The sequence below is a fragment of the Nocardia sp. CA-129566 genome, from assembly GCF_050956075.1.
GTDB lineage: Bacteria > Actinomycetota > Actinomycetes > Mycobacteriales > Mycobacteriaceae > Nocardia.
The window spans coordinates 4,702,354-4,714,679 of the sequence record NZ_CP192085.1; the positions used below are offsets into that span (position 1 = coordinate 4,702,354).

Sequence of the window (12,326 nt, forward strand, 5' to 3'; positions counted from 1 at the left end):
GCACGGTCGGCGGCTACCTTGGTGGTGATCATGTTCGACCACGGGGATGAAGGTGATACCGGATGTTGAATTACGACCTTGACATGTCCGATGTGGAGCGCGATCTCGCTCTGCCCGACTTGGTGGCTGAAGGAGATGAGCTCGACGCCCTGGTATCAGCGCAGGCCGACTGGTCCAAGGACACGCCGGCAACGGGGTGGACGATCGCCCACCAGATCGCTCATCTTGCCGTAGCTGATGCGAACGTTCTCATCGCCATACGGACCCCGGAGGCGTTCGACGCCGTGCTGAAGCAGGCCGAAGCCGCAGGCAGCCGATACGCCGATCTCGACGCCGCCGCGGGAGCAGCGAAACCGCGATCGGTACTGCTGGAACAATGGCGTGCTGGTCGAGCCGAGGTGGCGGCGGCGCTGCGTGATGTTCCACTGGACCATGGGTTTCCGTGGTACGGCTCGCAATTGACCGCCGCGCTCATGGTGCCGCTTCGACTGATGGAAACCTGGGCTCACGGGCAGGATGTTTTCGATACGCTGGGTGTCTCACACCGTCCGACGGGTCGGCTCCGGCATGTGGCCGCCTTGGGTGTCATAGGACGAGAGCTGTCGTTCTATGCGGCCCAATTGCCTACTCCGGCAGAGCCGTTCCGTGTCGAGCTGACCGGTCCCGAGGGCCAGACCTGGGTCTGGGGCCCAGAAGATGCCGCGCAACGGGTTCGGGGCAGTGCCCTCGACTTCTGTCTTCGAGTCACCCAACGCAGGTCGCTGGCCGAGACCGACCTCACCGCGGTCGGCGAGGACGCGCGGAAGTGGTTGGAGATCGCTCGTGTCTTCCTCTGAAGAGTGCGGCTGCGGCCACGATGGCGGTGTCCTCGCCTTTCCGTAGCCTGGACGGGTGGACAGTGTGGACTTCGGCCGCGAGTCTGATGTGCGGTGGGATTTCGCAGGTTCGGCCGATGCCGGGCCGCTGGGTGCCGCGATCATCGGTTACCGCGATGCGGGTGGCGCCGGGGTGGATCTTCGGGTCGCCGGGACAGCGGCGATCACCGTGCTGATCGAATTCGGGGACCGCGGGCTGCTCGTCGACGATGCTGTCGGGCGGCGAACCCTCGGCGGCTTCGTTGCCGGGCTTCCCCTCGAGGCCATGCATGTTCGTGGCGAGCGCGCCGAGTGCATCGAGGTTCGCTTGTCGCCGATACAGGCGTATTCGCTGTTGGGTGTTTCCCCAACGGATTTGGGCCGGGGCGTTGTCGCCCTGGAAGACCTGTGGGGATCGCGGGCTCGGCGACTGCGTGAGCAACTCGCGTCCACCCGGACCTGGGACGAACGTTTCGCATTGACGAAATCGTTTCTGGCGCAGTGTGACAGGCCGATGCGGACTCCCGACCCGGAGGTGCTCGCCGGCTGGAATTCCATACTCACCTCCGGTGGCCAAGTGAAGATCGGTGCGCTCGCCGAATCCCTCGGATGGAGCCACAAGCGGCTGTGGGCGCGATTCGAGTCCCAGATCGGCCTGACACCCAAGCGGGCGGCGATGCTGGTCCGATTCCGGTCCGCGGTCGACGGTCTGCTGGCGGGCCGACCCGCTGCCGACGTCGCGGTGGACTGCGGGTACACCGATCAGGCTCATCTGTGCCGAGACGTATCGATGTTCGCCAACCGCACGCCGGGGTCACTCACGGCGAACTATCTGCCCACCATCGCCCGGCACCGGTACGGGGCCTGGGGAAGATTTTTCCAATACCGTGGGGGACCGCTCGGTCGATAGTGGTGCCGTGACCAACACATTCGATCCCGAGAAGCTACAGACCGCCCTGGAGACCGTCCATCGCGCGGGCATGCCCGGAGTTTTCGCCGAAGTGCGCGACGACGACCAAATCTGGTGCGGCGCCGCCGGAGTGGCCGATGTCGCCACCGGCCGCCCCGTCACGGCCGAGATGCGACACCGCGTCGGCAGCATCACCAAGACGTTCACCGCAGCCGCTGTGCTGCAGCTGGTCGACGACGGGGAAATAGAGCTCGACACACCCATCGGCCACTACCTGCCGCAGCTGGTTCCCGGCGATCGAGGTGCGGCGATCACGGTCCGGATGTTGATCAACCACACCAGCGGCCTCGCCGAGTACCTCCCTCATGCCTACCCCTCCCTCGCGGGGTTTCCAGATCTGGCGAAAACGACACCGGCAAGCCTGGATGACAGCCGGTTCACCAGGTTTCATGCGACCGAGCTGATCGAGATGGGGGTCTCGGCGCCTGCTACCGGGACCCCTGGTGGCACCCCGGGGGTGTACTCGAACACCAATTACCTACTCATGTGTCAACTCCTGGAGTCGGTTACCAGTATCTCGGCGGAGAAATGCATCACTCGCAACATCATCGAGCGCGCCGGGCTGCGCGACACCGAACTCCCAGCCGGACCGCATATCAACGGACCGCACGCACTGCACTACGAGGCATGGTTCGGCATGATCGACCCGCCCCGCGACTACAGCGTCTATGACATGTCGTGGGTGGGGCCGGCGGCTTCGCTGATATCGACCACCGCGGACCTGAACCGCTTCTTCGCCCTGCTGCTGGCAGGCGAAATCATCAGCCGATCAGCGCTGGCGCAGATGCAACATACTGTTCCGGTCATCTCCTTCGAAGGTAAGACACTCGACTACGGTCTGGGCCTGCAGAAGATGACGATGCCCGGTCACGGCACCTACTGGGGCCATGAGGGTTCGGTCTGGGGTGGCGGCGCGATGTCCATGACCAGCGCTGACGGCAAACGGCAAATGTCCATAGCGGTGAACCTGCAGCGATGGAATCAACTCGACTCCTCGGGGAAGCCGCAACCCCATCCCATCGACGACGCGCTTCGCGCGTTCACCCAACTGGCACTGTGCGGTTGATACACGCAGCCCCGAACAATCCGGGCCCGAGACGTCAGAAGCCTGGCCCGGCAAGCGATCAGGGCGCAGCAACTACGGCGTTGCGGGCCCCTGACCGCTCGGCCGAACGCTCGGGCCGCGCATTCCTGCGCATCCAACTCAGCCGAGAGCCCGAGCGGCCAGGTCACGACTCGCCGGAGGCAACACGCCGAACATCAGTCATGGTTCGCGCTGGCGGTGAGATCAGTCGGCGATGTAGCGCGTCGCCCGATCCGGCAGGATCCCGGCCTGGACGAGTTCGTCGTAGATCCGCTGCTGCTCATCGTCGAGATTCGAGTACAGCATGTCGTACGCCCGGTCTTCCTCGGCGAGCACCGCGACCGGATCCCAGTTGTCACCGAGCGCCTCGACGACGGCGCTGCGCCGTCGTGCCTCGTCCAGCGTGAGGTCGTAAGCAAAATTGAGGTCGGCCATTTCGGCATCTCCAACCAGGTTCTTTCCAAAAACGAATTGACGACGATGCCCAACCACGCCCTCTCGGGCAATGACCTGCATCACATTTCGCAGTTGGACTTCGTCACATTCGATGCCCGTGCACGGACTGGACCACAGGGCAAAGCGTCCACATACGCGATGGCATCGAGGGTTGGCCTGTCAGCGGCCCGCTCGAGTACTCGGTCCGATGAGCATCTCGAACGGCGGTACCGGCGATAACGAGATCGACTTGTGCAGCGGCCCAGGGGTTGCTCTCCATCCGCGCCCGTCACGCCGGGCGCGGATGGCCGAGATCGATGACTTACTTGTGGCAGGCCTGCCGGTAGTCGTGGATGGCCGCGCGGGCGGTCCTGAAGTCCTGTACGTCCTGAGGGTGCGCTTGGCGGTAGGACTTCCACTCCGCTTTGCGCTGATCCTTGGGCAGGGCCTTCACCTTCGCTACTTCTGCGGCGAAGTCCGGGTGACTCGCCAGGAATGCCGCGACCTTCGGAGCGCTGTCCGCCTTCGCCTGGGCCGCGGCCGCGGGGTTGCATTGCGGTCCGGGGTCGGCGGAGGCGGTCGCGGGCAGGGCGATGGCCAGGCCGGCGAGGCCGGTAAGGGTGGCAGCAACGAGACTGCGCTTCATTCTTACTCCAGTGGTCGGAGGGATATGTCCCCATCGAATCTGCCGACCCGACCTGCCGAGCGCACTTGTCGCGGCACTATCTTCAGGCGATCTTCAGCCGCAGCACGAACACGGCACCGTGTTGTCCGGGCGCAGGGTCGAGGCAGATCAGGTCGCCGCCATGGGCTCTGGCGATGCCGCGGGCGATGGCAAGTCCCAGGCCGGAACCGTCCGCGCGGCGATCGCGTGCCTGGTCCAGACGCACCAGCCGGTCGAAGATCCGCTCGCGTTCGCCGGACGGCACCCCCGGGCCGGTGTCGCTGATCGTCACCTCGGCCAGGTTGCTGGTCGCGCCGACCCGCACTGTCACCGTGCCGCTGTCCGGCATGGCTTGGCAGGCGTTCTCGAGCAGGTTCAACAGCACCTGGTTGACACGTTCGGGGTCGATGGCCGCGACCACATGGTCGCCCGCGAGTTCGAACTCGATATCGCTGTGCAGCAGCCGCATCCGATTCAACTGGGCATCGGCGAGGTCGTATAGATCGGTCGGTGTGTGCCGCAGCCGCAGTCCGGCGTCGATGCGGGCCAGATCGACGAGATCGTCGACCAACCGGCCCGCGCGCTGGGCTTCGCGGACCAATAGCATCTGCATCTGCAGGCTGGCGTCGGGATCGGCGTCGGGCGGCTGCTGCAGGACCGCTTCGGCGATCGCGCGAATTCCGGTGATCGGGGTGCGCAACTCGTGCGCGGCGTCGGCGACGAAGGTACGGATCCGTTCCTCGGAGGCCTGCGCTCGGGCCTCGGCGCCTTCCAGTGCGTCCAGCATTTCATCGAAAGCCGTTGCGGTGCGTCCCAGTTCGGTGTCGGGTCGCGATGGCGACAACCGCCGCCCGCGTCGGCCGCGGGCGATCTCGCGAGCCAGTACGGTCATCGAATCCAATGGTGCGAGGGCGCGCCGAATACCGAACGGCAACCCGATGACGATGACGAGCAGCGCGGCGGCGGTGGTGCCCACGAGTACGCCCACCAGCTTTGACTGCGCTCCGGCCAACAGTTTGGTATCGAGTTGCAGGGTCATTCGCGCGTGGTCCAACTCGCCTTGGCCGTTGAGCAGCACGTGTCTGGTCTTCACCGTGGACTGGTCCTCGTGCTGGGCGTTCAGGCTGCCGAAGGTGCGGCCGTCGGCGAGGACGAGCCGCGCCCGCACCGACCGTGCATCGATCCGGGTGAGCAGATCGGTGGGCGAGATGCCTTGGCCGGCAAGTTGCTGGGCCAGTTGAACGCGGTCGGCGAGCACCGCGTTCTGACTGCGGTTCAGCGCCAGCGAGAACAACCCGTGCACCACCAGCGAAACGACGATCAGTACCGCAGCGAGCACCGTAGCGGTGGTGAGCGTGACGCGCCTGCGTAGCGACACCGTCTTCATCGCACCTCGGCCCGATGAGAGCGGTGGTGGTCAACCCTGCGCTGCCAGCTCACTGGTCGCCGACCCGCAAGGTGTAGCCGAGGCCGCGCACAGTGTGCAGCAGTCGCGGTCCGTGTGCCTCCAGCTTGCGCCGAACCGCGCTGACATTCACCTCGACCAGGTTGGGGTCGTAATCCTCGTATCCCCATACGGCGGTGAGGATTTGGGCCTTGGTGACCACCCGGTCGCGATGCGCGGCGAGATAGCCGAGGAGCTTGAACTCGGTGAGGGTCAGCGCGATGGTCTCGCGACCACGGTGCACCGCACCGGATTCGGCGTCGATGACGAGGTCGCCGATCGTGGTCTTGGTCTGGAGTCTGCCCATGCGCCGCAACAGCGCATCGACCCGGGCCACCAACTCGGCCAGGTCGAACGGTTTGACCACATAATCATCCGAGCCGGCCCGCAGCCCGCGCAGCCGGTCCTCGATACCGTCGCGGGCGGTCAGGATGATGACACCCGCCCCTGATCTGGCGCGCACGGTTTCCAGCAGGGTGAATCCGTCGCGTCCGGGCAGCATGATGTCGAGCACGACCACATCCGGCCGGAACTGCGCGAGATCGCGCTCCAACTGTTGGCCGTGCTCCCGGCTGAGCACCTCGTGTCCGGCCGTGGTCAGCCCCGATCGCACCGCGACCCGGATGGCCTCGGCGTCCTCGATGACAAGTATTCGTCCCGGCTGCACAAGTGTCATTGTTGCGCCTGCGAGCTGAAGATTGCCTGAAGGGTCGCAAGGAACGAGCCGATGAACGCCGGGGCCGGCGCGATACTCGGATCATGGGCAGCCAATCGGCGCAGTGGATGCGCACCGCGCGCGTGCTTCGTCGCGCCGGCTTCGGTGCGACCGGAGCCGAGATCGATGCCGTGCGTGCGCAGCAGCCCGCCGACTATCTGCGATCGGCATTGACCACCGACCCGGACGCCGATGCCGGCGCGCGGGCGACGCCGCTGCCGGTGTTCGCCGAGACCTCCGCACCGGGTAAGAACGCGACGCCCGAGGCCCGCCGACGGTACAACGCCGAACGCAACAACGAACTCGCAATGCTGACTGCGTGGTGGTTACGGCGCATGGCCGCCGTACAACAGCCGATCCATGAGAAGCTGACCCTGTTGTGGCACAACCACTTCGCGACATCGGCGGCCAAAGTTCGCAACGCCGCCGCCCTGGCCGCGCAGAACCAGAAGCTGCGCACTCTGGGCACCGGCGACTTCGGCGCGCTGGCCTACGCGATGCTCACCGACGCGGCCATGCTCAAATGGCTCGACGGCACCAGTAATTCGGCGAAGGCGCCCAACGAGAATCTGTCGCGCGAGTTCCTGGAACTGTTCGCGCTCGGGCACGCCAACGGCTACACCGAGACCGATGTGCGCGAAGGCGCGCGTGCGTTGACCGGGTGGACGATCGACGGCCGCGGTGTCGCCACGCTGAATTCCCAGCGCCACGATCCCGGCCCCAAAACCTTACTCGGCGTGACGGGTTCGCTCGGCGCCCGCGAATTCTGCGATATCGTGCTCGGCCGGCCCGAGTCGGCTCGCTATGTGGCCGGGCGGATGTGGCAGCAGCTCGGCTCCGATACACCGCCGTCGCAACCAGCGATCGATCGTGCCGCGGCGGCCTACGGGCCGAACCGCGATGCCGCGGGGATGGTGGTCGCGATCCTCACCGACGACGAATTCGCCGCCGTGCACGACACTGTCGTGCACGGTCCGGTCGAATGGCTGATCGGCATGGTGCGGGCGCTGGCGGTGCCGATGGACAACGACGCCGAGGTCAAGAAGCTGGCGGGTGTGCTGCGCAATCTCGGACAGCTGCCGTTCTACCCGCCGTCGGTCGGCGGCTGGCCGCACGGCCAAGCGTGGATGTCGACGGCCGCGGCCCAGATTCGGCTCACCGCTGCATCTGAGCTCGTGAAAAAGGCTGACCTGAGCCGGATTTCGTCCGCCGCGCCGGGCGATCGCCTCGATGCGGTCGGCTACCAGCTCGGCATCGGCGCCTGGTCGGACCGCAGCGCCACCGTGCTCGCGGCGGTCCGAAACGATCCCGTCCGGCTCACCGCGATCGCGGTGAACACACCCGAATACCTGACCAGCTGACCGGAAAGTCATCGAACCATGGCTCGATTCAATCGCAGACAGTTCCTTGTCGGCAGCAGCGTACTGGGTGCGCTCGGGCTGGCCGGTGGCTCCGTGATCACCTGGGAGGAGGTACACCGGCACGCCGCCACCGCACCCCTGGCACCGGGCACCGGAATCCTGGTCCTGGTGACGATGTACGGCGGCAACGACGGCGTCAACACCGTGATTCCCTACGCGGACAACGCCTATCACGATGCGCGACCGGAATTGTCGTATGAGCCGCAGGAGGTACTGCACCTGGACGGGCAGCTCGGACTCAATCCGGCGATGAAGGGCTTCGCGGACCTGTGGGGCAGCCACAACCTCGCGATCGTGCGCGGGGTCGGCTATCCGCACCCGGATCACAGCCATTTCCGCTCGATGGACATCTGGCAGACGGCCGCTCCGGACCGCCCGATCAATACCGGATGGATCGGGCGCTGGCTCGACGCGACCGGCGACGATCCGGTGCGTGCGGTCAATATCGGCCCCGTGCTGCCGCAGCTGGCGATAGGGGAGAAGCACACCGCAGCGGCTTTGGATCCCGCCTCGGCCCCGCTATCGCCCGAATTATCCGCCGCATCGGCCGCTCTCGCCGCCGCCGACCCCCGCGACAGTCCCGCCCAGGCGCTCGTCTGCGCGGGCTATCACGCCGAACAGGCTGTGACCCAGACGTTTTCCTCGATCGGTGCGAAACCCGCCGCCCCTGGGGGTAATCCGCTCGCCGCCCAGCTCGCGCTCGTCGGCCAGTGCATCAAGGCGGGTGTGCCCACCCAGGTGTATTCGGTCAGCTTGGGCGGCTTCGACACCCATGCCGATGAACGCCGCACCCAGCAGCAACTGCTCGGACGGCTCGACGAGGCGGTGTCGGCGTTCTTGACGGATATGGCAGGGCATCCCCGTGGCCGCGACGTAGTTCTCATGGCCTATAGCGAATTCGGCCGCCGCGTCGCCGCCAACGCTTCTCAGGGCACCGACCACGGCACTGCAGGGCCGGTGTTCGTTGCGGGAGCGCGGGTCAAGGGCGGCTTCTACGGCGAAGAGCCCAGCCTCACCGACCTCGACAACGGAGATCTGAAGTCCACCGTCGACTTCCGTGACGTCTACTCGGAATTGCTCCACCGCGTGGTCGCGACCGACCCGGGTCCCGCTGTCGGCACCGCTCGTCACGACCTGGGTGTGATCGCTTGAGTCGTCGCGCCCGTAAGTCTGTTGAGGAGTGGGTCCAGGCGGTTGGGGCGTTGAGGTAGAGGCCGCAGACAGTGTCGAGGGCGTCTTCGGGGAGCCCGGCGGTGTGGCCGGTGGGCAGGGCTCGAGCCCGCAGGCCCCCCAAGGGACTTACGGGCGCGACCATTTAGCTGTTGGGCGTGCGACTGGTGAACTCGAAGGAGCCGCCGTCGATACCCCAGGAGATGATCCGTTCGGGATGGATCCGAATGATCGAGCGCTCCTGGGGAGGGAACGGCGGCTCCTGGTCGTCGAGCGCCTCGGCCGTGCCGCGCACCTCGATGCCGCGAATGACGTACGGCTCCAACGAGACCTGCTGGTCGACGACGAACGACACCCGACTGCCCGCCTCGACGTTGCGGTACTTGCGGCTGGTGCGCATGCGCATACCGCCGATGTCGATGGTGCCGTCGGCATTCACCCGATAGCTGGTCGGGTTGTTCTGCACAACGCCGTCGGGCGATACCGTGGCCAGCCGACCGATCCCGGCCTCCGCGAGGAACTGCTGCTCGTTCGTAGTGAAAGTCACCGATGAAGCCTAGCGGGATGCCTCGGCAGCGACCGCACCATCCTTTGCGTCGTTCAGGATGGCCTGGACTGGTGGAAGGTCCAGGCGTCGGCGACGATGTCAGGGCTCCCAGCCGAGTTCGGCCTTGGCGAGGGCCGAGGAGGTGTAGAGGGAGGCGGGTTGCCGGGGCTACTTCCTCCGATCACACCGCCATTGACGGACTGCACGAGCAGTGGCGGGATTGCTTCAGTTGGCACGGAGAACGCCCTATTGGCGTTCTATGAATCGGACGTCTTCATCTTGTCCAGCATTCTGGGTTGCCATTGGTAAAACCAACTGAACTTGTAGGACTCTCCGCTGGGCGACGAGGTGGCGGCATAGGTGAATCGACGCTCGGTCGTGCTGATCGGAACTTTGTCGACAAGTTGTTCGAAGCGCGGGTCGATCGGGACTGGGAGTCTTGTCGGGTCCGGTGTTATCACGGGGAAGCAGAGCCGCTCGATCCGAGGAGATTCCCAGCTTATGGTGGCGTATATATCGAATGCTTTCTCGGTGAGCGAGAGGAATTGATCGCTCGGGTCGGGAAGTCCGGCTTCTCGGTGCAGCGCCACGACGGCGCGAGGTTCGAAGTAGTCGGCCGACAGTCCGGGGAAATACACGTTCATCGTCTTGTCGTAGTAGTCGATGCCGAGCAAGCCGACTTTGTCCTCCAAGCCGTGGCGTGCGAACATGCGGGCGTGCTCGGCGAGACTGGGCGGCATGGCCGGGAGTGCGGCAAGCTCCGATACCTTTTGCATGCCATCGGCAGGAAAGAACGGCCAGATTTTCTTGAAGCCGCCGACTACACCGATGTCGATCCCGTAGCTGTCGACGGGGCACTGTTTCCGGACCTGGTCCAGCAGAGCGCCGATCGGATGATCGGTCTCGGGAATCAGTTTGTTCGAAAGCGCGATATCGTAAGGGTCGACGTCTCTCGGCAGCGTCAAGAAACGGTAGTCGAGGTCTCCCGAGCGGCGGGCTTCGGTGACCACTCTCAAAGAGATCACCGACTGCGTGAGCATCGTGCCGTATGCGGTCAGGGTGGGCCAGACAGTGTCTCGCGCGCAGGGGACGTTCACCAGCCGCGCGGATTTCTCAATGGCCGCATACAGACCCTCCAGCTCGGGTTCGGTTGTGGTCAACATGCGTCCTTCCGAAGATGAGTGCTACGAACAACATCGCGGTCCCGTCTCGCCGATCCCTGTCGGCCACACAGCAAGTCAGTCCGTCAGAGTCGAATGCGGAACGCAGACAGCACTTTACGCTGCGACGTAGACATTGGCTTTCAGTCGACTCGCGCCGAGCATGCGGCGTCGATGGCCACGACACCACACGAGTTTCTTGTAGCCGGTCAATGCGCGGCGAGGGTGAGGAAGCCCGGAAAGAGAACGAACGCGTCGTCCTACTGGCCTTGCACGATCTGGTGACCAGGCGGATCGCCGACCACCCGTTGGTCACGGTGATCATTGCGGTGAGCAGCACCATCAACCGCCGCACCACCGCGCGATCTCGAGCCGGTCAGACGTTGACTCCGTAGTCGCGGGCGATACCGCCCAGCCCCGACGCATAGCCTTGGCCGATCGCACGGAATTTCCACTCGGTGCCGTGGCGGTACAGTTCGCCGAACACCATCGCTGTCTCGGTGGAGGCGTCCTCGGTGAGGTTGTAGCGGGCCAGCTCGGCGCCGTTGCTGCGATCGATTACTCGGATGTAGGCGTTGCGGACCTGTCCGAAGGATTGACCGCGCTGATCGGCCTCGTGGATGGATACCGGGAAGAAGATATTGGTGATCGTCGCGGGGGTCGCGGCGAGGTCGACGTTGATGACCTCGTCGTCTCCTTCGCCTTCGCCAGTGAGGTTGTCGCCGGTGTGTTCGATCGTGCCTTCGGGGGAGCGCAGGTTGTTGTAGAACACGAAATGCCGATCCGAGAGCACCTTCTGGGTCGGGCCGGTCGCTAACGCGCTGGCGTCCAGGTCGAAATCAGCGCCGGTGGTGGCCCGTACATCCCAACCCAAACCGACCGATACCGCGGTCAGGTTCGGTGCCTGTTTCGACAGCGAAACATTGCCGCCCTTGGCCAGTGTGACACCCATGGCAATCCCTTCCTTCTCGAACCGAAACGGCGTCCACGACGGTCCGCCCACGAGCGGTCGCGGCAACGTCGACCCGAATGCGCCGCCTACCCCTGGACCGCGCTCCACAACCGGCGACACGCGTGGGTCGGGGAAAGGCTCGGGGATACTCATCCCGAGCCGGGGAGCAGTCGTCTGCTGTGTTGTCGTTGGCCTGCTGGGCGACTCGGTCGTCGCGCGGGGAGGGTCATCGATCGAGCAATAGGCACAGTCGATGCCGGTGAAATCGAGTTGGTCGGCGAGGTAGGCGATGCGCCGCTGCAACTCGATCAGCTCGACCAGATCTCGGTTCACCGGTGACCCGGCCCGCAGGGCCGCTTGGGCGGCCCGAGTCGCGTCCTCATGGGCGGCGAATACCGCGTCCCGCAACCGCGCCCCAACCGTGGTCCGACCGGACAGTGGCCCAGCCCGCGGTCCCCCCGCTCCGATTGTCACTCCATCGAGCCTACTGCGAGATCGCCATTGTGCCACGAACTCTGGCACCAGCACACAGAATTCCTGGCTGCTCGTGTTCGCAGTCATGGCGTCATCGGGCTGTCGCAAGGGGCTACTCCCTGCCGACGCGGCGGACTTTGGCCATCGCGATCACGGTGCGGGATTTCCCATCCGCTGAACTTCACGGTTCGACCCGGCGCGCTGCACCCGGTGTGTCGGTGGTGGATGTGCTTGTGACACCGACGTCGTGCAGGATGGTTCAACCTGGCGAATAGTATCGGCGGATTCCGCGCGGCACAGTGATGTGAGGCTTGACGGCGAGATGAGTGACGAAACCGAACCGATCCCGGTCGTGGTTCACCGGTCTGGTGGTCGTCATGCTCGGCCGGAAACGCCTGTCGAAGAGGTTCGCGCGGTGGCCGCCCGCGCCGGGAGC

Annotated in this window: 13 protein-coding genes; 6 read left to right on the forward strand and 7 right to left on the reverse strand. The window is 65.3% G+C overall.

Annotated features, from left to right (window positions below; genetic code table 11):
• The first annotated feature begins 62 nt into the window (after positions 1–62).
• From ACQP0C_RS20265 to ACQP0C_RS20275, 3 genes are read left to right on the forward strand one after another with little or no spacing between them, the layout of a single operon-like run.
• The gene (locus ACQP0C_RS20265) at positions 63–836 is read left to right on the forward strand and encodes a TIGR03084 family metal-binding protein (protein ID WP_433722017.1); all 774 of its coding nucleotides are present in this window, start codon (positions 63–65) and stop codon (positions 834–836) included.
• Between the two features lie 55 nt (positions 837–891).
• The gene (locus ACQP0C_RS20270; protein WP_433722019.1) at positions 892–1,764 is read left to right on the forward strand and encodes a helix-turn-helix domain-containing protein; all 873 of its coding nucleotides are present in this window, start codon (positions 892–894) and stop codon (positions 1,762–1,764) included.
• 7 nt (positions 1,765–1,771) lie between these two features.
• Positions 1,772–2,890, forward strand: coding sequence for a serine hydrolase domain-containing protein (locus ACQP0C_RS20275; protein WP_433722021.1), 1,119 nt, complete (start codon positions 1,772–1,774; stop codon positions 2,888–2,890).
• 222 nt (positions 2,891–3,112) lie between these two features.
• Here ACQP0C_RS20275 and ACQP0C_RS20280 read toward each other — a convergent pair whose 3' ends face one another.
• The 4 genes from ACQP0C_RS20280 to ACQP0C_RS20295 all read right to left on the reverse strand — a co-directional run bounded on the left by ACQP0C_RS20280 (position 3,113) and on the right by ACQP0C_RS20295 (position 6,127).
• Positions 3,113–3,343 (reverse strand): DUF6400 family protein, encoded by a 231-nt coding sequence (locus tag ACQP0C_RS20280; protein WP_433685196.1) that lies wholly within the window; start codon positions 3,341–3,343, stop codon positions 3,113–3,115.
• A 322-nt stretch (positions 3,344–3,665) separates the two neighbouring features.
• A complete protein-coding gene (locus tag ACQP0C_RS20285; RefSeq protein WP_433685197.1) occupies positions 3,666–3,989 on the reverse strand; it encodes a hemophore-related protein in 324 nt (107 codons plus the stop codon).
• Positions 3,990–4,071: 82 nt separating this feature from the next.
• Positions 4,072–5,394 carry a sensor histidine kinase gene (locus ACQP0C_RS20290; RefSeq protein ID WP_433722022.1) on the reverse strand — a complete coding sequence of 441 codons (1,323 nt, stop codon included), beginning with the start codon at positions 5,392–5,394 and terminating at the stop codon, positions 4,072–4,074.
• A gap of 49 nt (positions 5,395–5,443) precedes the next feature.
• Positions 5,444–6,127: a response regulator transcription factor gene (locus ACQP0C_RS20295; RefSeq protein ID WP_433722024.1), complete on the reverse strand. Its 684-nt coding sequence runs from the start codon at positions 6,125–6,127 to the stop codon at positions 5,444–5,446.
• 83 nt (positions 6,128–6,210) lie between these two features.
• Here ACQP0C_RS20295 and ACQP0C_RS20300 point away from each other — a divergent pair, with 83 nt between their 5' ends.
• Together ACQP0C_RS20300 and ACQP0C_RS20305 are read left to right on the forward strand one after the other, a co-directional pair.
• Positions 6,211–7,527, forward strand: coding sequence for a DUF1800 domain-containing protein (locus tag ACQP0C_RS20300; RefSeq protein ID WP_433722026.1), 1,317 nt, complete (start codon positions 6,211–6,213; stop codon positions 7,525–7,527).
• Between the two features lie 18 nt (positions 7,528–7,545).
• A complete protein-coding gene (locus tag ACQP0C_RS20305) occupies positions 7,546–8,739 on the forward strand; it encodes a DUF1501 domain-containing protein (protein WP_433722028.1) in 1,194 nt (397 codons plus the stop codon).
• A gap of 163 nt (positions 8,740–8,902) precedes the next feature.
• Here ACQP0C_RS20305 and ACQP0C_RS20310 read toward each other — a convergent pair whose 3' ends face one another.
• Together ACQP0C_RS20310 and ACQP0C_RS20315 are read right to left on the reverse strand one after the other, a co-directional pair.
• The gene (locus tag ACQP0C_RS20310; RefSeq protein WP_433722030.1) at positions 8,903–9,304 is read right to left on the reverse strand and encodes a PPOX class F420-dependent oxidoreductase; all 402 of its coding nucleotides are present in this window, start codon (positions 9,302–9,304) and stop codon (positions 8,903–8,905) included.
• Between the two features lie 257 nt (positions 9,305–9,561).
• Positions 9,562–10,467: an aromatic prenyltransferase gene (locus ACQP0C_RS20315; RefSeq protein ID WP_433722032.1), complete on the reverse strand. Its 906-nt coding sequence runs from the start codon at positions 10,465–10,467 to the stop codon at positions 9,562–9,564.
• A gap of 209 nt (positions 10,468–10,676) precedes the next feature.
• Between ACQP0C_RS20315 and ACQP0C_RS20320 the strand changes: the two genes are divergently transcribed.
• Positions 10,677–10,859: a hypothetical protein gene (locus ACQP0C_RS20320; protein WP_433722034.1), complete on the forward strand. Its 183-nt coding sequence runs from the start codon at positions 10,677–10,679 to the stop codon at positions 10,857–10,859.
• On the opposite strand, the gene ACQP0C_RS20325 is transcribed toward ACQP0C_RS20320, so the two are convergent.
• Positions 10,841–11,416 carry a TerD family protein gene (locus tag ACQP0C_RS20325; RefSeq protein ID WP_433734600.1) on the reverse strand — a complete coding sequence of 192 codons (576 nt, stop codon included), beginning with the start codon at positions 11,414–11,416 and terminating at the stop codon, positions 10,841–10,843. The genes ACQP0C_RS20320 and ACQP0C_RS20325 overlap by 19 nt on opposite strands.
• Between the last annotated feature and the right edge of the window lie 910 nt (positions 11,417–12,326).

What these genes read in the sequence shown, in the direction of transcription:
- ACQP0C_RS20290 (WP_433722022.1), bottom strand. Translation starts at nt 5,394, where the DNA reads ATGAAGACGGTGTCGCTACGCAGGCGCGTCACGCTCACCACCGCTACG.
- ACQP0C_RS20315 (WP_433722032.1), bottom strand. Translation starts at nt 10,467, where the DNA reads ATGTTGACCACAACCGAACCCGAGCTGGAGGGTCTGTATGCGGCCATT.
- ACQP0C_RS20300 (WP_433722026.1), top strand. Translation starts at nt 6,211, where the DNA reads ATGGGCAGCCAATCGGCGCAGTGGATGCGCACCGCGCGCGTGCTTCGT.
- ACQP0C_RS20295 (WP_433722024.1), bottom strand. Translation starts at nt 6,127, where the DNA reads ATGACACTTGTGCAGCCGGGACGAATACTTGTCATCGAGGACGCCGAG.
- ACQP0C_RS20325 (WP_433734600.1), bottom strand. Translation starts at nt 11,416, where the DNA reads ATGGGTGTCACACTGGCCAAGGGCGGCAATGTTTCGCTGTCGAAACAG.
- ACQP0C_RS20305 (WP_433722028.1), top strand. Translation starts at nt 7,546, where the DNA reads ATGGCTCGATTCAATCGCAGACAGTTCCTTGTCGGCAGCAGCGTACTG.
- ACQP0C_RS20280 (WP_433685196.1), bottom strand. Translation starts at nt 3,343, where the DNA reads ATGGCCGACCTCAATTTTGCTTACGACCTCACGCTGGACGAGGCACGA.
- ACQP0C_RS20285 (WP_433685197.1), bottom strand. Translation starts at nt 3,989, where the DNA reads ATGAAGCGCAGTCTCGTTGCTGCCACCCTTACCGGCCTCGCCGGCCTG.
- ACQP0C_RS20320 (WP_433722034.1), top strand. Translation starts at nt 10,677, where the DNA reads ATGCGCGGCGAGGGTGAGGAAGCCCGGAAAGAGAACGAACGCGTCGTC.
- ACQP0C_RS20265 (WP_433722017.1), top strand. Translation starts at nt 63, where the DNA reads ATGTTGAATTACGACCTTGACATGTCCGATGTGGAGCGCGATCTCGCT.